Annotated in this window: 19 protein-coding genes; 16 read left to right on the plus strand and 3 right to left on the minus strand. The window is 65.8% G+C overall.

All coding sequences use genetic code 11. From position 1 onward, the window contains the following. The first annotated feature begins 2 nt into the window (after positions 1 to 2). The 13 genes from Q8Q80_RS06195 (at position 3) to Q8Q80_RS06255 (ending at position 12,098) form a co-directional block, all read left to right on the plus strand. Positions 3 to 326: a YbaB/EbfC family nucleoid-associated protein gene (locus Q8Q80_RS06195; protein ID WP_371132706.1), complete on the plus strand. Its 324-nt coding sequence runs from the start codon at positions 3 to 5 to the stop codon at positions 324 to 326. A gap of 16 nt (positions 327 to 342) precedes the next feature. Then, entirely contained in the window at positions 343 to 936 is a 594-nt protein-coding gene (gene recR, locus Q8Q80_RS06200; RefSeq protein ID WP_257097553.1) for a recombination mediator RecR, read from the plus strand. Continuing rightward, positions 933 to 2,147, plus strand: a complete 1,215-nt coding sequence (locus Q8Q80_RS06205; protein WP_305632086.1) for a CaiB/BaiF CoA-transferase family protein — start codon at positions 933 to 935, stop codon at positions 2,145 to 2,147. The genes recR and Q8Q80_RS06205 overlap by 4 nt, the downstream gene beginning before the upstream one ends. Before the next feature lie 133 nt (positions 2,148 to 2,280). Next, positions 2,281 to 2,889 (plus strand): ubiquinol-cytochrome c reductase iron-sulfur subunit, encoded by a 609-nt coding sequence (gene petA / locus Q8Q80_RS06210; RefSeq protein ID WP_305632087.1) that lies wholly within the window; start codon positions 2,281 to 2,283, stop codon positions 2,887 to 2,889. Between the two features lie 3 nt (positions 2,890 to 2,892). Continuing rightward, positions 2,893 to 4,176, plus strand: a complete 1,284-nt coding sequence (locus Q8Q80_RS06215) for a cytochrome bc complex cytochrome b subunit (protein ID WP_305632088.1) — start codon at positions 2,893 to 2,895, stop codon at positions 4,174 to 4,176. A 14-nt stretch (positions 4,177 to 4,190) separates the two neighbouring features. Further along, the gene (locus Q8Q80_RS06220) at positions 4,191 to 4,949 is read left to right on the plus strand and encodes a cytochrome c1 (RefSeq protein WP_305632089.1); all 759 of its coding nucleotides are present in this window, start codon (positions 4,191 to 4,193) and stop codon (positions 4,947 to 4,949) included. 106 nt (positions 4,950 to 5,055) lie between these two features. Beyond that, complete coding sequence (locus Q8Q80_RS06225; protein ID WP_305632113.1) at positions 5,056 to 5,652, plus strand: glutathione S-transferase N-terminal domain-containing protein; 597 nt, start codon at positions 5,056 to 5,058, stop codon at positions 5,650 to 5,652. Positions 5,653 to 5,678: 26 nt separating this feature from the next. After that, entirely contained in the window at positions 5,679 to 6,116 is a 438-nt protein-coding gene (locus Q8Q80_RS06230; protein ID WP_371132707.1) for a ClpXP protease specificity-enhancing factor, read from the plus strand. Positions 6,117 to 6,265: 149 nt separating this feature from the next. Further along, entirely contained in the window at positions 6,266 to 7,234 is a 969-nt protein-coding gene (locus Q8Q80_RS06235; protein WP_305632091.1) for an acetyl-CoA carboxylase carboxyltransferase subunit alpha, read from the plus strand. Beyond that, complete coding sequence (gene tilS / locus Q8Q80_RS06240) at positions 7,203 to 8,567, plus strand: tRNA lysidine(34) synthetase TilS (RefSeq protein WP_305632092.1); 1,365 nt, start codon at positions 7,203 to 7,205, stop codon at positions 8,565 to 8,567. The genes Q8Q80_RS06235 and tilS overlap by 32 nt, the downstream gene beginning before the upstream one ends. A 64-nt stretch (positions 8,568 to 8,631) precedes the next feature. Then, on the plus strand, positions 8,632 to 9,381 hold the full coding sequence (locus Q8Q80_RS06245) for a CAAX prenyl protease-related protein (protein ID WP_305632093.1): 750 nt from the start codon (positions 8,632 to 8,634) through the stop codon (positions 9,379 to 9,381). 66 nt (positions 9,382 to 9,447) lie between these two features. After that, positions 9,448 to 10,170 carry a transglutaminase-like cysteine peptidase gene (locus Q8Q80_RS06250; RefSeq protein ID WP_305632094.1) on the plus strand — a complete coding sequence of 241 codons (723 nt, stop codon included), beginning with the start codon at positions 9,448 to 9,450 and terminating at the stop codon, positions 10,168 to 10,170. Next, on the plus strand, positions 10,170 to 12,098 hold the full coding sequence (locus tag Q8Q80_RS06255; protein ID WP_305632095.1) for an EAL domain-containing protein: 1,929 nt from the start codon (positions 10,170 to 10,172) through the stop codon (positions 12,096 to 12,098). The genes Q8Q80_RS06250 and Q8Q80_RS06255 overlap by 1 nt, the downstream gene beginning before the upstream one ends. A 34-nt stretch (positions 12,099 to 12,132) precedes the next feature. Here Q8Q80_RS06255 and Q8Q80_RS06260 read toward each other — a convergent pair whose 3' ends face one another. Continuing rightward, a complete protein-coding gene (locus tag Q8Q80_RS06260) occupies positions 12,133 to 12,828 on the minus strand; it encodes a hypothetical protein (protein ID WP_305632096.1) in 696 nt (231 codons plus the stop codon). A gap of 205 nt (positions 12,829 to 13,033) precedes the next feature. Continuing rightward, on the minus strand, positions 13,034 to 13,897 hold the full coding sequence (locus Q8Q80_RS06265; protein WP_305632097.1) for a hypothetical protein: 864 nt from the start codon (positions 13,895 to 13,897) through the stop codon (positions 13,034 to 13,036). Between the two features lie 187 nt (positions 13,898 to 14,084). Here Q8Q80_RS06265 and Q8Q80_RS06270 point away from each other — a divergent pair, with 187 nt between their 5' ends. The 3 genes from Q8Q80_RS06270 (at position 14,085) to Q8Q80_RS06280 (ending at position 20,155) form a co-directional block, all read left to right on the plus strand. After that, entirely contained in the window at positions 14,085 to 19,169 is a 5,085-nt protein-coding gene (locus Q8Q80_RS06270) for an alpha-2-macroglobulin (protein ID WP_305632098.1), read from the plus strand. Between the two features lie 285 nt (positions 19,170 to 19,454). Beyond that, positions 19,455 to 19,751: a type II toxin-antitoxin system MqsR family toxin gene (locus Q8Q80_RS06275; RefSeq protein ID WP_305632099.1), complete on the plus strand. Its 297-nt coding sequence runs from the start codon at positions 19,455 to 19,457 to the stop codon at positions 19,749 to 19,751. A 2-nt stretch (positions 19,752 to 19,753) separates the two neighbouring features. After that, positions 19,754 to 20,155, plus strand: a complete 402-nt coding sequence (locus Q8Q80_RS06280; protein ID WP_305632100.1) for a type II toxin-antitoxin system MqsA family antitoxin — start codon at positions 19,754 to 19,756, stop codon at positions 20,153 to 20,155. A 106-nt stretch (positions 20,156 to 20,261) separates the two neighbouring features. Here Q8Q80_RS06280 and can read toward each other — a convergent pair whose 3' ends face one another. Then, positions 20,262 to 20,906: a carbonate dehydratase gene (gene can, locus Q8Q80_RS06285; RefSeq protein WP_305632101.1), complete on the minus strand. Its 645-nt coding sequence runs from the start codon at positions 20,904 to 20,906 to the stop codon at positions 20,262 to 20,264. Positions 20,907 to 21,037: the final 131 nt, after the last annotated feature.

A 21,037-nucleotide genomic window follows, 5' to 3' on the forward strand; every position in this document is an offset into this window, starting at 1 on the left:
CCATGATGAAAGGTGGCATCGGTGGCCTGATGAAACAGGCCCAGCAGATGCAGGAAAACATGAAGAAGATGCAGGACCAGCTGGCGACCGTCGAGGTCGAGGGCCAGTCCGGTGCCGGCATGGTGAAGGTTGTCATGACGTGCAAGCACGACGTGCGTCGCGTCAGCATCGACCCGTCGGTCATGGATGACCGCGAAATGCTCGAAGACCTGCTGGCCGCTGCGGTGAACGACGCAGTGCGTCGGGTTGAGACGACCACGGCAGAAAAGATGGCCGGCTTCACATCCGGTCTGAATTTGCCACCCGGCTTCAAGCTGCCGTTCTGATAACCGTGCTGCACGGATGACGCCGGGTGTCCTCGACGAGTTGGTGAACGCGTTGCGCTGCCTGCCGTCGGTCGGCCCGAAAAGCGCACAGCGCATGGCTTTTCACCTGCTGCAGCGTGACCGGCAGGGCGCCGAAAAGCTGGCCCGCGCGCTCGGTCAGGCGCTGACCCGGCTGCACAATTGCGTGCGCTGCAATACCTTCACCGAACTCGAGGTGTGCGAGCGCTGTGCCTCGCCGCGCCGTGATGCGTCGCTGCTGTGCGTTGTCGAAAGCCCGGCCGACATGCTGATGATGGAGCAGACGCAGAGCTATGCCGGCCTGTATTACTGCCTGATGGGGCGCATCGCTCCGCTGGAAGGCGTCGGCCCGCGCGAGCTGAGGCTCGAGCGCTTGCTGGAACGCGCGGCCGACCCTCAGGTGACCGAAGTCATCCTCGCCACCAATTTCACCAATGAAGGCGAAGCCACCGCGCACTACCTCGGCGAAATGTTGCGTGCGCGCGGCCTTGCGGTAAGCCGTATCGCGCGCGGCCTGCCGGTCGGCGGCGAACTCGAGCACACCGATATCGGCACCATTGCCCAGGCGCTGTCGGAACGACGGCCCGCATGAGCGATCCGGCTGTCAGACCACTGTCCGGCCTGAAGGTGGTCGAACTGGGCACCTTGATCGCCGGCCCGTTCGCGTCGCGCATCCTGGCCGAATTCGGTGCCGAAGTGATCAAGATCGAATCGCCGGACGGCGGCGATCCGCTGCGCAAATGGCGTCTGCTTTACGAAGGAACGTCGCTGTGGTGGTTCGTACAGGCGCGCAACAAGAAGTCGGTCACGCTCAACCTGAAGCACCCGGACGGTCTCGACGTACTGCGTCGCCTGCTGGCCGACGCCGACGTACTGGTCGAAAACTTCCGCCCCGGCGTGCTGGACAAGCTCGGCCTGCCTGAAACAACGCTGCGAGCGCTCAATCCGTCGCTGGTCATCGTCCGTCTGTCTGGATTCGGCCAGACCGGGCCGATGGCCGAACAACCCGGTTTCGGCGCCATCGGCGAATCGATGGGCGGCCTGCGCTACATCACCGGCTTCCCGGACCGACCGCCGGTCAAGGTCGGCATTTCGATCGGAGATTCGATCGCCGCGCTGTGGGGCGTCATCGGCGCGCTGATGGCGCTGCGCCACCGCGATGCCACCGGCGGGCGCGGAGCGGGGCAGGGCCAGACCGTTGACGTCGCCCTGTACGAAGCCGTGTTCGCGATGATGGAGAGCATGTTGCCGGAGTTCGACGTGTTCGGCTTCATCCGCGGCCGTACCGGCAACATCATGCCCGGCATCACGCCGTCGAACACCCACACCGCACGCGACGGCCGTCACATCATCATCGGCGGCAATGGCGACGCGATTTTCAAGCGCCTGATGGCCGCCCTCGGTCGCCCCGATCTCGCCGTCGACCCTTCACTCGCCGACAACGCAGGCCGCGATGCGCGGCGCGACGAAATCTATGCGCTGATCGACGCCTGGGTGGCCGAGCGCGATGGCGAAGAAGTGCTGCGCGTGCTGGGCGAAGCCGACGTGCCGGTCAGCCGGGTGTATTCGATCGAAGACATCGTCGCCGATCCGCAGTTTCTCGCGCGCGCCATGTTCGAAACGCTGGAACTGCCGGACGGCCGACCCTTCAAAGCGCCCGCGGTGGTGCCGCGGTTGTCGGAAACGCCGGGCGGCACGGACTGGATCGGCCCCGAGCTTGGCGCGCACACGGATCAGGTGCTCGCCGAACTTGGCATTGCACCGGAACGCATCGCGCGCATGCGCGAACAGGGCGCGCTGTGAGCCGATACACCGCACGACGGGTTTGCATCGCACGGTTCAGTGGCACGGAAAGCTTGTCGGGGGTTTAAAGCAGTAGTCGCTTGGGGGTATAATCGCAGGTTGCGCAGAATCAATTGTTTCGACGGGGTGAAGCATGAGTGGCAATGAGAAAAAAATGGATTGCGGGCGCCGCAATCTGCTCGTGGCAACCGCCTGTGCGGGTGGCGTTGCAGGACTTGCAGTCGCAGTTCCCTTCCTGACCAGTCTGGCGCCTTCGGAGCGCGCGAAAGCCGCGGGTGCTCCGGTCGAGGTGGATGTTTCCAAACTCGCTCCGGGTGAAATGACCACTGTCGAGTGGCAGGGCAAACCGGTGTGGATCCTGCGTCGCACGCCGGAACAGCTCGAAGCCCTCACGAAGATCGAGGACAAGCTCGCTGACCCCAATTCGGAACGCAACCCGTCCGAATTCACCCCCGAATACGCCCGCAACGTGCAGCGCGCCCGCGAAGATCGCGCGGAGTACGCCGTGCTCGTGGCGATCTGTACCCATCTCGGCTGTTCGCCCTCGGGCCCGTTTGCTTCCGGTTCGAACGCGCAGCTCGGCGATGTCGCCGGATTCGTGTGCCCCTGCCACGGTTCGAGTTTCGACCTCGCAGGTCGCGTATTCAAGGCAATGCCGGCACCGGACAACCTCGCGGTGCCGCCTTACATGTTCCTGTCCGACAGCCGAATCCTGGTTGGTCAGGACTCCAAGGAGGGTTGAGCGATGGCTGGCGAAAAGGTTGTAACGACTACCGGCCTGCTGGGCTGGATCGACCAGCGTTTCCCGCTGACGTCGATGTACAAGGAACATCTGGCGGAGTACTACGCGCCGAAAAACTTCAACTTCTGGTACTTCTTCGGTTCGCTCGCACTGCTCGTGCTGGTGATCCAGGTCGTCACAGGCATTTTCCTGGTGATGCACTTCAAGCCGGATGCTTCGCTGAACGCGTCGGGTGTTCCGGTGGCCTTTGCCAGTGTCGAATACATCATGCGCGACGTGCCATGGGGCTGGATGATCCGCTACATGCACTCGACCGGCGCTTCGGCGTTCTTCGTCGTGGTCTATCTGCACATGTTCCGCGGCCTGATGTACGGCTCATACCGCAAACCGCGCGAACTGGTTTGGATCTTCGGTTGTGCGATCTTCCTTCTGCTGATGGCGGAGGCCTTCATGGGCTACCTGCTGCCGTGGGGACAGATGTCGTACTGGGGCGCACAGGTCCTCATCAACCTGTTCTCGGCCATTCCGTTCATCGGCAATGATCTGTCGATCTGGCTGCGTGGCGACTACGTGATCGGTGACGCAACGCTGAACCGCTTCTTCTCGTTCCACGTGATCGCCGTGCCGCTGGTACTGATCGGCCTCGTTGCGGCGCACATCATCGCGCTGCACGAAGTCGGCTCGAACAACCCGGACGGGGTGGAGATCAAGAAGCACAAGGACCCCAAGACCGGCATTCCGCTCGACGGCATTCCTTTCCACCCGTACTACACGGTGAAGGACATCGTCGGTACCGTGGTCTTCCTGATCTGCTTCTCGGCGGTCGTGTTCTTCGCGCCCGAGTTCGGCGGTTACTTCCTGGAATACAACAACTTCATTCCGGCCGACCCGCTGAAGACGCCGTCGCACATCGCTCCGGTCTGGTACTTCACGCCGTTCTATTCGATCCTGCGCGCCAACACGGTGAATTTCTTCTGGGTTGATGCGAAGCTGTGGGGCGTGATCTTCATGGGCCTGTCCGTGATGATCTTCTTCCTGCTGCCCTGGCTCGATCGCTCGCCAGTGAAGTCGATCCGCTATCGCGGCCCGATCTACAAGGCAGCGCTGGCCATCTTCATCATCGCCTTCCTGATCCTGGGTTACCTGGGTGTGCAGGCACCGACGCCGATGGGCACGCTGGTGTCGCAGATCTGCACGATCATCTACTTCCTGTTCTTCATCGCGATGCCGTGGTACACCGCGATCGACAAGACGAAGCCCGTACCTGATCGCGTGACCGGACACTGAAAGCCAGACAGATCATGAAACAACTCAAAAACCTGTTTCTGGGCGCCCTGTTCGCCCCCTTGGTTGCAATGGCCGCAGGCGGTCACGTACAACTCGATCGCGCGCCGACCGAGAAATTCCGTGATGCCCTCGCGATCCAGCGCGGCGCGCAGATGTTCGTCAATTACTGCCTGAACTGCCACTCGGCGTCGTACATGCGTTACAACCGCCTGAACGACATCGGTCTGACGGACGAGCAGATCAAGGACAACCTGCTGTTCGCTGCCGACAAGGTCGGTGAAACAATGCGCGTCGGCATGACGCGCGCCGACGGCATCAAGTGGTTCGGCGCGGCGCCGCCCGACCTGAGTGTGGTGGCGCGTTCGCGCGCCTCGGGCGATGGCAGCGGCGCAGACTGGCTCTACACCTACCTGCGCGGCTTCTACCGCGACGACGCGCGTCCGACCGGCTGGAACAACACGGCCTTTGCCAACGTCGGCATGCCGCACGTCCTGTACGAACTTCAGGGCGAGCAGACTGCCAGGCACGTGAAGGTGTCGGATGGCCACGGCGGCGAAGTGGATTCGCTGCAGATCGAACTGACGAAACCGGGCAAGCTCAGCAAGTCCGAGTACGATTCGGCGATCGGCGATCTGGTTGCCTACCTTGTTTTCATGGCCGAACCCGGCGCCGAAAAGCGTCGCCAGACCGGCCTGCTCGTCATCCTCGGTCTTTCCGTCCTGCTCACGCTGGCATACCTGCTCAAGCGCGAGTACTGGAAAGACGTCCATTAATCAAATACGCCCGAAAGTCATGCAAGCTCTCGGTCATCGCGAAGCGACCCCATCACGCGTACGTCGCGTGGTGCGGGATGCCGAGTACTCCTGGGGTGTCAACACGATGATGAATCTGTACTCGGGGACCACCGATCCCTTTTCCCATCGCTGCCGTATTGTCCTCTACGAAAAAGGCATGGATTTCCAGGTCATTGATGTCGACCTGTACAACAAGCCGGAAGACATTGCGGTCATCAATCCCTACAACCGCGTGCCGGTGCTGGTTGATCGCGACCTCATCCTGTATGACTCCAACATCATCAATGAGTACATTGACGAGCGTTTTCCGCACCCGCAACTGATGCCGCCGGACCCGATCATGCGGGCCCGCGCACGTCAGCTTCTGCATACGGTCGAGAACGAACTGTTCTCGCACATCGAGGCGCTGGAAAAGAATGCGCGCACGGCCGACAAGTCGCGCGCGCACCTGCGTGATCGTCTGACCGAGCTCACGGCGATCTTCGCCAAGCAGAAGTACATGCTGGGCGAGGAATTTTCCATGCTGGACGTTGCCATTGCTCCATTACTATGGCGACTTGACCACTACGGTATCGAACTTCCCAAGTCTGCTGCGCCGCTGATGAAGTACGCCGAACGTATCTTTTCCCGCCAGGGGTTCATTGATGCGCTCACGCCGTCCGAAAAAGTGATGCGTCGCTAGACTGCCCGGAGTATTCGTTCAACTGCATGGATGTGATGAGTTCCGTTTCGACCAAGCCCTATCTGCTCCGTGCGCTGTTTGACTGGTGCGCGGACCAGGGGCTTACGCCCTATATCGCGGTCGTCGTCGACGAGCGCGCGGGCGTCCCACGCCAGTACGTGAAGGATGGCCAGATCATCCTGAACATCGGGCGTGAAGCGGTGCATCAACTGGTCATGGGTAACGAATTGATTACCTGTTCGGCCCGTTTCGGCGGCGTCGCGCAGGAATTGACCATTCCAATCGATTGTGTCGCTGCGATCTATGCGCGCGAAAACGGTCACGGCATGGCATTTGAAGTCACGCCGGGTCAGACCGTTCGTGCCGACGTGGCACCGGCGGCTGCATCCGAACGCAGCGAGCAGCCCGTGCTCACCACACCGGACAAGCCGGTCGGCCGCTCTCACCTTCGCCGCATCAAGTAGGACTGCGCGCCACGACTGCGTGGCGCGGCGCTCCATCTCTCTGCAATTCCCTCTCGATCCGGCATCCGGACTCCGGCACGCGCATTGCCGACCGAACGGTCGGCGTACGCGGTAAAATCCTGTTCCTTTCCGTTTCAGGCCCTCCGCCGATGAAAACCACCTTTCTCGATTTTGAACAGCCGATCGCCGAACTTGAGGCGAAAATCGAGGAGTTGCGTTTCGTGCAGGACGACTCGGCGGTCGATATTTCGGAAGAGATCGCCCGGCTCGAAGCAAAGAGCCAGTCGCTCACCAAGGATATCTACGCCAAGCTCACGCCCTGGCAGATTGCCCAGGTGGCGCGCCATCCGCAGCGTCCGTATTCGCTCGATTACTTCCGCCTGATGTTCACCGAGTTCCAGGAACTGCATGGTGACCGCTCGTTCGCCGATGATCACGCCATCGTCGGTGGCATCGCCCGCTTCAACGGCCACGCCTGCATGGTGATCGGTCACCAGAAGGGGCGCGACACAAAAGACAAGATCCATCGCAATTTCGGCATGCCGCGTCCGGAGGGTTACCGCAAGGCACTGCGTCTGATGAAGCTGGCGGAAAAATTCGCCATGCCGGTGTTCACCTTCATCGATACGCCGGGCGCCTATCCGGGCATCGACGCCGAAGAACGCGGCCAGTCCGAAGCCATCGGCCACAACCTGTACGCCATGGCCGAACTGCGCGTGCCCATCATCGCCACCATCATCGGTGAGGGTGGCTCCGGCGGCGCACTGGCGATCGCCGTGGCCGACACGTTGATGATGCTGCAGTACTCGACTTACTCGGTCATTTCGCCGGAAGGCTGTGCGTCCATCCTGTGGAAAAGCGCGGACAAGGCTGCCGACGCCGCAGAAATCATGGGCATCACCGCGTCGCGCCTGAAAACCCTCGGCCTGATCGACAAGGTGGTGAACGAACCTGCAGGCGGCGGTCACCGCGACCACACCACGGTTGCCGCGTCGCTCAAGCGCGCGCTGGCCGAAGCGCAGCGCCAGCTTGCCGATCTCACCCCGACCCAGCTGGTGGAGCGCCGCTTCGAGCGACTGATGTCCTATGGCAAATTCAAGGAGCAGGCCGTCGCCTGATCTGTCCGGCCAGCTTGCTGCCGCACTCGCGGCCCACTGCACCGACGGCAGCCGGCTGTTGCTCGGCTTCAGCGGCGGACTCGATTCAACCGTCTTGCTGCATGGTCTGGCGGCGCTGCGTGCGCAGCAGGGCTGGCAGCTCGAATGTGCCCACGTCCATCACGACCTCAGTCCGAATGCGGATCACTGGGCGGATGTCTGCGCCGCGCAGTGCCGGGCGCTCGACCTGCCGTTCAGCGTGCTGCGCGTCGAGGTGTCGCGTAGTTCGGCCGACGGTCTCGAATGTGCCGCACGCGACGCGCGCTACGCAGCGCTGCACACGCATGCGCATGACCGCGGGCTCGACACGCTGCTGACCGCCCACCACGCCGACGATCAGGCCGAAACGCTGCTGCACAACATGGTGCGCGGCGCCGGCCTGCTCGGGCTGGCCGGCATGCCCGCCTGGCGCGCCGCCGATGGCGATCGCGTCGCCACGCTGCGACCGCTGCTCGGCGTGCCGCGCAGTGCGCTCGAAGCCCATGCGCAGGCGCACGGCCTGAGCTGGATCGACGACGAATCCAATGCCGACACGCGCTACGCCCGCAACTACCTGCGCCGCAACATCCTGCCGGTGCTGACCTCGCGCTGGCCGCGGGCGGCCGAAGCGATGTCCGGCGTCGCGCGCCGTCTGGCCGAAGCGCAAACCCTGCTCGACGTGCTCGCCGCGCGCGACGCCGAAGCCCTCACGGAGGCCACGTCGTGGGGCCGCTGCTACCGACTCGACGGGCTGATCGCGCTCGATGCCGCGCGCCAGCGCAATCTGCTGCGCTGGCTGCTCAGGCAGCATGGTGCGCGTACGTTGCCCAATGAACCCTGGCTGGACGAATGGCGCCGCCAGCTCGCCGTGGCGCAGGCCACGTCGGCCTGCCCGGTGGCGCACGCCGGTGTGGCGGGCATCAGCCACCGCGGCGCGCTGTGGCTGATGCCCGATTTCGATCCGCCTGCCGAGCGGAGGTGGTCGGGGGAGCCGGTGCAGGCGTGGGGTGCCGGGCAGATCCGTTTCGAACCGGTCAGCGGGCAGGGTCTTGCGGCGTCGGTGGTTGCGCAGGCGCATGTCACCGTGCGTGCCCGGGCGCCCGGCGACCGTCTGCCGCGCGGTCCGGGGCGGCCGCGTGCCGGCATCAAGCAGATCGCGCAGGAATGCGGCCTGCCGCCCTGGTTGCGCGATCGCGTCCCCATCGTGTGCGTCGACGGGCGTCCGGTCTGGATGCCCGGTTGCGACATCGCGCCGCCCTTCCTTGCGGCGGCCGATGAAGCAGGGTGGTTGCCGCGCTGGCACCTGGCCGGCTGACCCAAGTCCCGAAATCCGCGGACTGTGCAGCGCTGCCATGTGTCTGTCGCACGGCGGCCTTATCATGCGCTGTCCCGAAACCGGTCTGTCGCGCGGTCTGGCGCGTCATCCTCCCGACATGAGTTCCACGATCACTCCGCGCCGTGCCGCGCTGGCGCGCATCCTGCCGTTCGCGCTCTACATCCTGTTCCTCGTCATCGCCGCACCGCTCGCCGGGGCGCTCGACGTCGACCCGCGCTGGATGTATGCGTTGCAGATCGCTTGCGTGATCGCTGCGCTGGCAGTGTTCAGCCGCGACTACATCGAGCTGCGAGCCGTCGCACCGGCTGCACCGTCATCCCTGTCCGGTGTGTCCGCGTGGCTGCTTGCTGTGGCGCTGGGCGTCGCAGTCTGGGCGCTGTGGATCTGGCTCGATTTTGCGCCCTTCGCATTCAAGCCGGGCGAGGGCTACAAGCCGCTCGACGACGCCGGCGCGCTGATCATGGCGCTGGTCGTCATCCGCATCTTCGGTGCCGCGGTCGTCGTGCCCATCATGGAAGAGCTGTTCTGGCGCTCTTTCATCATGCGCTGGCTCGACAACCCGAACTTCCTGACCGTCGCGGCGCAGTCGGTTACGCTGCGCAGTGTGCTGTTCAGTTCGATTGCGTTCGGCTTCGAGCACGGCCAGTGGGCGGCCGGCATCGTCGCCGGTCTGGTCTATGGCTGGCTGTATCGCGCCACCGGGCGCCTGTGGCTGCCCATCGTTTCGCACGGCGTGACCAACCTTCTGCTCGGCCTGTGGGTCATCCACTCCGGCCAGTGGCAGTTCTGGTGACGCGCGCCGGGTCAAGCCGGGCGGCTTTGCGACCGTTAAAGGAGAACTGTCCCTGGATGTTCCCGGATGCCGGCCGCCACAAACCCGTCAATATCGCTGTCCCGCCGCCTGCCTCGCGCGCGCGGCTGGGTCGCGTGTGCGCTCGTGGCGGTCACGGCCGTCGGCGCAGCGCAGGCCACGGCCTTCACCTATCAGGGCTATCTGCTGGTCGTGCGCGCTGAACTGCAACAGCGCATGGACGCGCGATTCGGCAGCAAGGCAGGGCCGCGCATGGCGGAACTGGCCGAATCGCTGAACGCTGCCGGCCTCATCGCCGACGAGGCACTGCGCGTCGAACGCATCAACCAGATCGCCAACCGGGCGCGTTACGTGACCGACCCGGTGCTCTGGAAATCGGAAGACTACTGGGCGACGCCGGTCGAGTTCGCTGCGGTCGCCGCCGGCGACTGCGAAGACTACGCGCTGGCCAAATACTTCGCGTTGCGCGAACTGGGCATGCCGGCCGAAAAGCTGCGCATCACTTATGTGCGTCTGCTGCGCGAAGGCCGTCTGGAAAACCACATGGTGCTTGCCTACTATCCGGAACCCGGCGCCGAGCCGTGGGTGATGGACAATCTCGAAAAGCGCTTCATGCCGGCTGCCGAGCGGCCCGACCTGACGCCGGTGTACAGCTTCAACGATGACCGCGTCTGGAAGGTGCAAGGCGGTGGCGACCGCGAACTGGGTTCGCCGCAGCAACTGCGCAAGTGGCGCGAACTGCTCGACCGCGTGCGTGCGGAGGTGAAGTGATGAACAGTCTGCGCGTGCGTCTGCTGGCGGCGTTGATCGGCGTCGGTGTGGCGGCTTTCGTCGCGGCCCTGCTGACCGCGCTGTGGGTGTCGCGCGACCGCGTCGAAGCGCAGATGGCCAGTCAGGCACAGTCGATCGCGCTGTCGCTGACCGTCGCGCTGACCGCTGGTGGCGTACCGTCGCTGCAGAACGCCGAAAGTCTGGTCGAGCCGGTGTTCGACCAGAGCTATCTGCGGCGCATCGCGGTGCGCGACGCGCAGCAGCGCATCGTTGCCAGCCGCGAAGCACCGGCCCGGCTCGACGGTGGCGCACCGCAGTGGTTCGTCGACTTGCTGCCGCTGGCCTCCGGCGCCCAGACGGCCGACATCATGGCCGGCTGGCGCATCGCCGGCAGCGTTCTGGTCGAACCGCATCCGCACTGGGCCTACCTTCAGTTATGGACGGTGGCGCAAACCCTGCTGGTGTGGATGGGCGGCGGGCTGGCGGTGGCCGGCGCGCTCGGTCTGGCCGCGCTGCGCTGGGGACTCAGGCCGCTGCGTCGCGTCCAGCGCTCGGCCGTGGCGGCCGCTTCGCGCAAATTCATGCCGATCGACGAAGCCCGCGTGCCGACCGAACTGCAGCCGCTGGTTGGCGCCTTCAACCGCATGCTGGGTGCGCTGGCACAGGCGCTCGACGCCGAATCCTCCCGCGCAGAGCGCTTCCGCGACCAGGCGCTGGTCGATGAACTGACGGGGCTGGCCAACCGTCGCGGCTTCCGTGCGGCACTCGAAGCCCGCATCGAAGCCGGTCAGCGCACCGGCTGGCTCGCGTTGCTGCGCATCGACGGGCTGGAAGATCTGAATCATCAGTACGGTCGGCAGACGGTTGATGACCTGCTGACCGAATCTGCAAATTACATCCGCGACGCTGCCAATGGCGGCCTGTGCGGCCGGGTCGAAGGCGCCTGTTTTGCGCTGCTCGTCGATACCACCGAAGCGCCGGCGCGTCAGCTGCTTGCGGCACTGCGCGCGCGGCTGAACGGGCTGGCGCGTGCCGCCGGCACCGCTGATCCCGCTGCCTGGCGCGGCGGCGCAGCCGATTGCGGCAGCGACGGCGACGCCTCGCGCTGGCTGGCCGCGGCCGACCGCGCGCTGCACCTGTGGCTGCCAGGCGACACGCACGAATTCCCGCTCGCGCATGCGCAGGACATCGAATCGGCAGGCGGTGCGGTGCGCGGCATCGTGCGGGACCTCATCGGGCAAGGGCGCATCGCCTTCGCATCGCAGGCCACGCGCGTGCTCGAGGCCAGCGGTGCAACCCGTGCACTGCACATTGAACTGCGCGCCGCACTGGATGCGGGCGACCGCTTGATCCGCGCCGCCGAATACATGACTTATGCAGGGGAAGCCCGCGTATCGGCCGCGCTCGACAGCGCCTGCCTGATGCGCGCGCTGGAGCACGCGCAGGCGCGACGCGACGGTCTGGCGACGGTGGTCAACGTCAGCGCCGCGGCGCTCAGCGATCCCGACATCCTGCGCTGGGTCGGCGGCTACCGGCACGATGCACGTCGCGGCAGTTTCATCCTCGAATTTTCCGAAGTCGCCCTGCTCGGTGACCCCGACGCGGCCGAAGCCTTTGCCCAGCTGGCGCAGTCGCGCGGGCTGGCAATCGGCATCAAGCACTTCGGCCTGCATGCCAACGCACTGAGCCTGTTGCGCCGCCTGCGGCCGCAACACGTGAAGTTCTCGGTCACGCTGACGCGCGAAGCCCTGCTCAATCCGGATTCGGGCGCCTACGTGTCCTCGCTGACCGGCATCGCGTCCGCGCTGTCCATCCTGCCCGTCGCGGTCGCGGTGGAACATGCCGAAACGCTGGCTGCACTGCACGCACTGGGCTTCCGGGGCGTTCAGGGCGAGGCGGTGGCGTCGGAAATCCTGCCGGTGCGCTGATCGCCCGCTGTTGCCGACCTCCCGGCAAGCTGACTCAGTGCAGCGCGAGTACCGAACGGTTGGCCGAGTCGGCCGCCGCCAGCTTCAGATGCAGCAGCCTCGCCGGCGCACCGACGCGTTCGCACCGGCGTTCAACTCCGAACGGACGGAATCCGAACGCGCGCTGGTAGTAGCGCACATGACGCGGATTCACCTCGATCACGGCATCGGTCGCGTCCAGCGACACGCGGCCCAGCCGCAGCGCACGGCGGATCATTTCGAACGCGAGATCGATGTCCTGCCCGGCGCGCGCCAGCACGTCGCGATCGATCGCAAAGCGCGTGTATTCGATCAGCCGGCAGCCCTGCTCGCGCAACGCGCCGACGTGTTCCGCGAAGCCGGTTTCGGCGTGCAGGCGCTGTGTGACACCGCAGCGCACCGTCACCGTGCCGACCAGGCGGCCGGCCCAGCGCGCCAGCAAGGTTGTTTCACCGGTCGTCGATTCGGGCCGTTGCGCCGGATATCCACGCCAGCCGTAGCAGCGCTCGACCAGCGCAGCGGCGGCGGTCAGATCAGCCTCGCAGTCGGCGATCGGGAATTCAAAGTCGGCGAAGGAGGCGCGGTGCGCGGTTTGTGCGAGTGGCGTCGGCAGCGCGGCCTGGATCAGGGTCAGCCGCGGCGCAGGGCGGGCGAACGGAAACGGATGAAAGCGGGTGTCGTTGGCGGCTTGGTGTGGAATTCGGGGTGTCATCCTGGGGCCTTGTGCGGTGCGATCCGTGCTTTCGCGGGACTGTGTCATTCGGCAAACCGGTCCGCATCCGTGATGCGTGACCTTGCCGAGCCGCGAAGTTAGATGACGCCCGTTGCAATGGCTTGATCGTCACGTGACGGTTTTCTTGCCGTGACGAGTGGTCCTGCAGTGATCCTGTGCCCCCGTGGCTGCCGCCGGACGTCCGCTAATGCAGCGTCGCCGCCACGTCCATCCACATGGTGCCGTCGTCGCCCGTGCGCGCATGCAGGCCCATGCTGCCGAGCACGGCGATGATGCGCGTCGTCAGCATGTTCATCTGCAACGCGCGCGCGTCGCCCTCGCCAGCGGCTGCGCCCGCGAGCAGGGCCGCGATGCGCGGCCATTCGCGGCCGATCAGCGACGCGTCGATCCCGGCTTTCAGCTCGGGTGCGATGTCCGCCGCGCTGCGCTCAAGACCGGCGAGATAGCCGAGGCTGAACGCCACGGTCTGCATCAGATGGGTCAGCCGCGCCATCGCCAGGCCGGTGAGCGTGTCCAGATCGCCGTCCGCACGGTAGTCGGCGAGGGCGCGCCGACTGGCGTCGGGCAGTTCGTCGAGCAGGCGTAGCAGATGCGGCAACAGCAGATCGGCGCCGGCCGGCAGCGACCAGGCGCTGGCGCGATTGGCGCGGTATTCGTCCAGCATCAGTCGGGCGATCGGTGCGAACTGTACGGTGAGCGCATCGCCTGCTGCCTCGCCTGCGGGTGCCAGCGCCAGCTCGCCGCGCCACAGCTCGCGATGCAGTGCATGCACGAGCTGCAGCACGTGTTCCGGTTCACCCGCCAGCGACTGTTCGACGAACGGTGCCGACAAGGTGATCGTGAATCCACCCGCTTCGTCCTCGCGAGACAGTGGTGGCGCGCTACCGGCCGAACCGGCTGTGTCGTCGCGTAGCACCAACATCCGCAGATGCGCTGCATCGAGCCCCCGGTCGCGTTCGTAGAGGCGCGCCAGCAACACCGACAGGCTGGTACGCAGCGTTTCGGCACTCATTTCCGGGCGCGAGCATTGCAGTTCGATCAGGGGCATGGCTGAAAGCGATTGATTTCCGGGCGCGAAAGCATAGCTGCAGGTCACCCGGGCGTCCAACCGGAAGCGCACCGTGCTCAGCGAGCATCGCGGCGGGGACGCCGCTCCCACAGGAACAGCTCCCACAAGTTCTGCACCCACGGGTTCGCATGATCATCGTGCGGATCGCGGATAATCGCGGCGGGCGATGACAGACGGAACGGGCACGGTCATGAAGGCAGGCGGCGGCAAGCGTTGGGCGGGATTGTTCGTGCTGGCGGCCGCGGTCGCGGCGGGGCTGTGGTGGCAGACGACGCGCAGCCCTGGCGCGCCGATCGCCGCCATTGGCGACGACCCCGACACGCCGTTCGCGGTGCTGCGCTGCGACGCGCGCAGCCGCGACGCGGGACCGGCGCTGGCGGTCACCTTCAGCCGGCCGCTGGCACGCAAGCTGCCGCTGGGCGAAGTGATGACGGTCACCGATCTGGGTGAGGGCGAAACCAGTCAGGCGAGCCGCGACGCCAGCGGCAAGGTCGCCGGCAACTGGACTGTCGGCGACAACCCGCGCATCGCCTATTTTTCCGGTGTGCTGCCGAAGCGGCGCTACCGCATCGATGTGGCGGTCGGCGTCGCGTCGCGCGCCGGCGATCAGCTCGCCGGCACCCACCAGTGCGAAACCCTGGTCGAAGACATGCCGCCGGCGTTCTTCTTCGCCAGCCGCGGCACCGTGCTGCCGGCCGGGCAGAACGGCGGCCTGCCGGTGGTCACCATCAACACGCCCGAAGTCGACGTGCAGTTCCTGCGCGTCGAGCCGGCCCAGCTGCCGGCCTTTCTCGACAAGGTGTACGGCATCCGCCGCAGCGCCGACGAGGAGGGCGCGCAGGGCGAAGGCGAAGGCGAGTACGAGGGCGAATACTACGGCGGTGGCACCGTCGACCTGCGCGGTCGCACCTCAGGCTGGTACATCGACCAGCTGAAGGACCTGTCGTCCAGCGTGTATCTGGGCCGCTTCCAGACCGACGACAAGCGCGACCGCCGGCACGTGAGCTTCCTGCCGGTCGAGCACATCAAGGAACTGCGCGAGCCGGGCGTGTACGTCGCGGTGATGAATGTGCCGGGCAGCTTTTCCGGCGACTACCAGACCACCTATTTCTACGTCAGCGACATCGGCCTGCACCTGCACCGCAACGGCAGCCGCGTCGATGCTTTCGCCACGTCGCTGCGCTCGGGCGCGGCGCTCGACGGCGTCGAGTTCGAGGTGCTGGACGGCGACGGCAAGCGCGTCGCGTCGGTCAAGGCCGAAGGCGACGGCCGCGCGACCTTCGACACCGTTCCGGCCGATGCCCGGCTGGTGATCGCGCGGCGCGGTCGCGAGCTGTCGGTCGTGTCGCTGGGTGAAGCCGCACTCGACCTGTCCGAATTCGACACCGCCGGCCTGCTGCCGACGAACAACAAGCTGTTCGTGTGGAGCGGGCGCGACCTGTACCGGCCGGGCGAAAGCTTCGACGTGTCGGTGCTGGCGCGCGATGCCGACGGCAAACCGGTGGCCGCGCAGCCGGTCAGTGTGCTGCTCAAGCGCCCCGACGGGCGCACGGTGAGCCAGCGCGTGTGGCAGCCGTCGGGCGAGCAACCCGGTTACTTCCGGCACACGCTGGCGATTCCCGGTGACGCCCAGACCGGCGCCTGGACGCTGGAACTGCGCGCCGATCCGGGGGCCAAGCGGCCGGACGCGATCATGCGTTTCAAGGTCGAGGAATTCCTTCCGGAGCGCATGAAGCTCGCGCTGACCAGTGCGGAGGGCGTGCTGACCGATGGCGCACCGTTCGACATCGCGGTGCAGGGCGACTACCTGTTCGGCACGCCGGCCGCCGGCAACCGCCTGCTCGGCGCACTCGCCACCGAGCGCCTGCGCTTTGCGCTGCCGCAGAAACCCGGCTTCATCTTCGGCGACTTCGCCGATGACGCGCTCAAGGGCCGGCGCGAGCTGGAAGAAACCGCGCTCGACGACAGCGGCGCCGCACAGCTGGCGGTGCCGTACGACCCGGGCACCGCGCGCTCGCCGCTGCGCCTGCGCACCAGCCTGAGCCTGCTCGAATCCGGTGGCCGGCCGGTGGTGCGCTCGATCGAACGTGCCTGGTGGCCGGCGCCCGCGCTGATCGGCGTGCGTCCGCTGTTCGAAGCCGACGTGGCGCGCGAATCGTCGCTGGCCGAATTCGAGGTCGGCCGCTTCCTGCCCGACGGCACGCTGTCCGCGCTCGACAAGGCCAACGTGCGGCTGTTCAAGGAAGAGCGGCAGTACTACTGGCGCTTCGACGACCAGCGCGGCTGGCACTCCGGCTTCAGCGACGCCGACGAACTGGTCGACAGCCGCACCATTGCGCTGAAGACGCAGGGCAAGCTCGCCTTCCCGGTCACCTGGGGCAGTTACCGGCTGGAAATCGACGACCCGCAGCACGGGCTGACGATGCGTTACCGCTTCTACGCCGGCTGGGGCGCGCAGGGCGACGAGGCGCTCGGCAACCGGCCCGACCGCGTGCAGATCCGTCTGGAAGGTGCGCCCTTCCGCGCCGGCGACACGGTGAAGGCGCACCTCACGCCGCCGCACGACGGCGAGGCGCTGGTGCTGATCGAGGGCGACCGCGTGCTGTGGGCCAGACGCGTCAAGGTGAGCGCTGCCGGCACCGCCATCAATCTGCCGCTCGACGCGAGCTGGAACCGCCACGACCTCTATGTTTCCGTGCTGGCGTTCCGGCCAGGCAGCGAAGGCAGCCGCGTGACACCGGCGCGTGCGCTCGGGCTTGCCCACATTCCGCTGGCGCGCGAAGACCGCCGGCTCAAGGTGGCGCTGGAGGCACCGGCCAAGGTCGAGCCGGAAACGAAAACGACGGTGAAGGTGAAGGTCGACGGCGCGACCGGCCAGCAGGCCTGGGTCACGCTGTCGGCGGTCGATCAGGGCATTCTGAACATCACGCAGTTCGCCACGCCCGACCCGCACGCCTATTTCTTCGGCAAGCAGCGCTACGCCCCGGATTTGCTCGACATCTACGGTCGGCTGATCGAAAAGATGGATGGCACGCGCGGCAAGCTCAAGTGGGGCGGCGACGCCGGCATGCGCGATTCGCAGAGCATGCCGAAGAAGGTGAAGCTGGTCGATCTGTTCTCCGGCCCGGTGAAGCTCGACGACAAGGGCGAGGCGAACATCGCGCTCATGCTGCCCGACTTCAACGGCAGCCTGCGCCTGATGGCCGTCGCCTCCACGCCGGATCGCTTCGGCCGCGGCGAACGCGAGCTGGTCGTTGCCGCGCCCATCGTGGCCGAACTGTCCACGCCGCGCTTCATCGCGCCGGGTGACCGCGCCACCGTGGCGCTCGAAGTCACCAATCTGACCGACACGTCGCAGCAGATACGCCTGGCGCTGTCGGCCGACTCGCCGGCGCGCATCGATGACGGCACGCGCACGCTGACGCTGGCGCCCAGGCAGCGCGAAACCCTGCGCTTCGCCGCCGAGGCGGTCGAAGCAGAAGGGCTGGCGCGACTGACGCTGACGCTCGACGCCACCGGCGGTGTCAAACCCATCCACATCGAGCGCGCAGCCGCGCTGCAGGTCACGCCACCGGTCGCCCTGCAGCGGCAGGTGCGGCGCGTGAAGATCGACGCCGGGGCGCGCCACGTCGTCGATGCGTCGGTGCTCGACAGCTTCTGGCCGGCGTCCGCGTCGCTCAACGTGACCGCCGCATCGAGCCCGCCGCTGAACATCCGCGAACAGGTACGCGGCCTGCTGCGCTATCCATACGGCTGCGCCGAACAGACGGTCAGTGCCGCCTGGCCGCACGTCATCATCGACGAGGCCTATGCCGCCGAACTGGGCCTGAAGCCGCACACCCGCGCCGAGCGCGCCGCGCTGGTCGAAGCGGCGATCGGCCGGCTGGCCGGCATGCAGGGCACGCAGGGCGGCATGACGATGTGGGGCAGCGGCGGCGAATACGAGTACTGGATCACCGCCTATGTCGCCGGCTTCCTGATCGACGCGCGCGAAGGCGGCTTCACCGTGCCCGAGAATTTCGCCCGGCGCATGCAGGACTGGATGCTGAAGGAATTCCAGCTCGCCCCGTCGCAGATGCCGCGCTTGCCGGTGCGCACGCTTGTCCAGCCCGCTCAGCCAGGTGAAGCCGATCTGGTGCGCGGCGCGCACACGCGCTTCGCCAACGCCGCACACCTGGGTTATGTGCTGGCGCGCGAACAGCGCGCGCCACTCGCGACGCTGCGCCTGTTGCACGACGAACACCGTCAGCTGGCGAAGTCGCCGCTCGCGCTGGCCCACCTGGGTCTGGCGCTGAAGCTCATGGGCGACGAGGCGCGTTCGCGCGTCGCGCTTGACGAAGCGCTCGGCAAGCCGTACGGCCTGAGCGGCAATGACAACGAATACGAGTGGCTCGGTGACTACGGCAGTCCGCTGCGCGACCGCGCCATGCTGTACGCGCTGCTGTCGCGCCATGACGTGAAGCTCGACCGCGCCGCCAACCTGCTGTTCGAACTGTCGGCCGACAGCGCGCAGCGGCGCTGGCTGTCCACGCAGGAACAGATCGCACTCGTCATGGCCGGCCGCGCCGCGGGGCTGGGCGCCGGCAAGCCGTGGGCGCTGCAGGTCGAAGGTGGCGAGCGCTACGGCGGTGCCCAGTCGATGATGCTGCCGGTCGACGCCCCGGCCGCGCGGCGCGGCGTCGCGCTGGTCAATACCGGTGACGCCCCGCTGTACGTCGAAGTCGAATCCAGCGGCTACCCGAAGGTCACGCCGCCGCCCGAAAACCGGCTCGGCAGCGTGCAGCGCAGCTGGTTCGACGCCGACGGCCGGCCGTGGGACGGCCGCGCGCTGAAGGTGGGCGACCTCATGCTGGTGCGGGTCGAAGTGAAGCCGACCCGCCGCGCCGACGACGCCCTGCTGGTCGACCGCCTGCCCGCCGGGCTCGAGATCGAGAACCAGAACCTGTCGCAGGGCCCGCAGGCGTCGGAGTTTTCGCTGCAGATGCCGAAGGGCCAGTCGCTGCGCATCGCCGACACGATGACCGATAACCGCGTGAAGCACCGCGAGTTCCGCGACGACCGCTTCGTCGCCGCCCTCAAGCTCGACAGCGCGCCGATCAACCTTGTGTATATGGTGAGAGTCGTCACCCCGGGCCGCTACACCGTACCCGGCACCTTCATGGAAGACATGTACCGGCCCGAACTGCGCACCGTCGGCGAGCCTGGGGCGGTGATCGAGGTGGTGGATGTGGCGCCGGGCAAAACAAGGTAGATCTGTATGCCTGTCGAAAGCATATCCACTCTCGCGCATTTGTTAGACCTGACGTCTTCCGGCGACCGCCAAGGAACGTCTTCGGTACGAGTTGTACCGGCTTGGCGTTCATCAGTCGTCCTTGTTTCCGGATGTAGATGGGTTGGCCGGACGAATACGTTGGCAGCACACAGCATCGCCACTTGAAGGTCGACGCTGACCGCCTGATGTCTGCAGCCAAAGGGCAGTTTGTTTTGAAATTAACCAACTTGCTAAAATACAACCCAATAGGTTAATTTCACTGCCATGGAGAAAAAGACGGCACATTGCCCTCTGCCGGTGATCAAAAGGCTGATCCATGCGGGAAAGGTACGAACCACGCACACGGCGCGTGTCGGGGCCAGCGAGCTGGGTCTGGACTACGCGGGCATGCTGGCTGTGGTGGCGGCACTCAAGCCGGGTGATTTTTACAAGAGCATGACGACGCATGCGGATCACACGATCTGGCAGGACGTCTATCGTCCCGCCACTTCCGTCGGTGATGTCTACCTGAAACTGACGGTGGTTGACGACGTACTCGTCGTGTCGTTCAAGGAGCTGTAAACATGAAATGTCCAGTCTGCGGCGCGGCGGAGCTCATGCACGACACGCGCGACATCAAGTACACCTACAAGGGTGAAATGACCGTCATCCAGGCGGTCACTGGCGACTTCTGCCCCGCATGCGCGGAATCCATCCTTGATGCAACCGAATCGGAGCGTGTGATGAAGGAAATGCGCGACTTCGCGAAACAGGTGAATGCGGCGATCGTCGATCCGGAATTCATTGCCCGCGTGCGCAAGAAGCTGAAGCTCGATCAGCGCGAGGCAGCCGAGATTTTTGGCGGCGGCGTCAATGCCTTTTCGCGCTACGAGAACGGCAAGACCAAACCCCCGCTGGCGCTGGTGAAATTGCTGAAGGTACTGGACCGTCACCCGTCGCTGCTGGAAGAAGTAAAGCTCGCATAGGGCCACGCACCCAGGCAGATCGCGTGAAGTTTCACGCCAACCCTGGATTTTCGGTCAACCGTTTCACGATCCACATCGGCGCGCCGTCGCCCATCCGCCAAAGGGGTCAATCCAGCGACTTCAGCGCCAGATCGTAGTTGTCGCGCAGTTCTTCCTCGTTGCCCGCTTCCATGCGCAGGTCGCGCACCAGGCCATCCTTCAGGCCGTAGATCCAGCCGTGCACGCGCACGTCCTGGCCGCGCGCCCAGGCGTCGCGGATCACCGTGGTTTCACAGACGTTCACCGCCTGCTCGATCACGTTCAGCTCGCACAGGCGGTTTTCCTGCAGTTCGCCTTCGGCCACGGCGTCGAGCAGGGCGCGGTGGTGGTTGCGCACGTGCTGCACATTGCGCAGCCAGTTGTCGATCAGGCCATAGCGCATGTCGTGCAGCGCGGCGCGCACACCGCCGCAGCCGTAGTGACCGACCACCAGGATGTCCTTCACCTTCAGCACGTCGACCGCGTACTGCATGACCGACAGGCAGTTCAGGTCGGTCTGCACGACCAGGTTGGCCACGTTGCGGTGCACGAACACCTCGCCGGGGATCAACCCGACGATCTGGTTCGCCGGCACGCGGCTGTCGGAGCAGCCGATCCACAGGTATTCCGGGCTTTGCAACGTGGCCAGATGTTCGAAGAACTTCGGATCATCGGCCTGCATCCGCGCCGCCCACTTGCGATTGGCTTCGAACAACTGATCAATTTTCTTCATGATGTGCGCTCCCGGGTATCAGCGCGAATTATATCGTCGGCCCGGAAAGCGCACGGATCAGACGGCCTGTGGCCGGCCTCGGGGGGCGGTAGAAGCCGTTCGTGGCGCAGAGTGTCACGCGTTGTCGGCCG

The sequence above is a fragment of the Methyloversatilis sp. genome (genome assembly GCF_030698125.1).
In the GTDB taxonomy this organism is placed as follows: domain Bacteria; phylum Pseudomonadota; class Gammaproteobacteria; order Burkholderiales; family Rhodocyclaceae; genus Methyloversatilis.

Excerpts from the sequence above, each read along its gene's own strand:
- recR (WP_257097553.1), top strand. The coding sequence starts at position 343 with ATGACGCCGGGTGTCCTCGACGAGTTGGTGAACGCGTTGCGCTGCCTG.
- Q8Q80_RS06195 (WP_371132706.1), top strand. The coding sequence starts at position 3 with ATGATGAAAGGTGGCATCGGTGGCCTGATGAAACAGGCCCAGCAGATG.
- Q8Q80_RS06205 (WP_305632086.1), top strand. The coding sequence starts at position 933 with ATGAGCGATCCGGCTGTCAGACCACTGTCCGGCCTGAAGGTGGTCGAA.
- Q8Q80_RS06270 (WP_305632098.1), top strand. The coding sequence starts at position 14,085 with ATGACAGACGGAACGGGCACGGTCATGAAGGCAGGCGGCGGCAAGCGT.
- tilS (WP_305632092.1), top strand. The coding sequence starts at position 7,203 with ATGGCAAATTCAAGGAGCAGGCCGTCGCCTGATCTGTCCGGCCAGCTT.
- Q8Q80_RS06220 (WP_305632089.1), top strand. The coding sequence starts at position 4,191 with ATGAAACAACTCAAAAACCTGTTTCTGGGCGCCCTGTTCGCCCCCTTG.
- Q8Q80_RS06250 (WP_305632094.1), top strand. The coding sequence starts at position 9,448 with ATGCCGGCCGCCACAAACCCGTCAATATCGCTGTCCCGCCGCCTGCCT.
- Q8Q80_RS06225 (WP_305632113.1), top strand. The coding sequence starts at position 5,056 with ATGATGAATCTGTACTCGGGGACCACCGATCCCTTTTCCCATCGCTGC.
- can (WP_305632101.1), bottom strand. The coding sequence starts at position 20,906 with ATGAAGAAAATTGATCAGTTGTTCGAAGCCAATCGCAAGTGGGCGGCG.
- Q8Q80_RS06275 (WP_305632099.1), top strand. The coding sequence starts at position 19,455 with ATGGAGAAAAAGACGGCACATTGCCCTCTGCCGGTGATCAAAAGGCTG.
- Q8Q80_RS06255 (WP_305632095.1), top strand. The coding sequence starts at position 10,170 with ATGAACAGTCTGCGCGTGCGTCTGCTGGCGGCGTTGATCGGCGTCGGT.
- Q8Q80_RS06235 (WP_305632091.1), top strand. The coding sequence starts at position 6,266 with ATGAAAACCACCTTTCTCGATTTTGAACAGCCGATCGCCGAACTTGAG.
- Q8Q80_RS06265 (WP_305632097.1), bottom strand. The coding sequence starts at position 13,897 with ATGCCCCTGATCGAACTGCAATGCTCGCGCCCGGAAATGAGTGCCGAA.
- Q8Q80_RS06260 (WP_305632096.1), bottom strand. The coding sequence starts at position 12,828 with ATGACACCCCGAATTCCACACCAAGCCGCCAACGACACCCGCTTTCAT.
- Q8Q80_RS06230 (WP_371132707.1), top strand. The coding sequence starts at position 5,679 with ATGGATGTGATGAGTTCCGTTTCGACCAAGCCCTATCTGCTCCGTGCG.
- Q8Q80_RS06215 (WP_305632088.1), top strand. The coding sequence starts at position 2,893 with ATGGCTGGCGAAAAGGTTGTAACGACTACCGGCCTGCTGGGCTGGATC.
- Q8Q80_RS06280 (WP_305632100.1), top strand. The coding sequence starts at position 19,754 with ATGAAATGTCCAGTCTGCGGCGCGGCGGAGCTCATGCACGACACGCGC.
- Q8Q80_RS06245 (WP_305632093.1), top strand. The coding sequence starts at position 8,632 with ATGCGCTGTCCCGAAACCGGTCTGTCGCGCGGTCTGGCGCGTCATCCT.
- petA (WP_305632087.1), top strand. The coding sequence starts at position 2,281 with ATGAGTGGCAATGAGAAAAAAATGGATTGCGGGCGCCGCAATCTGCTC.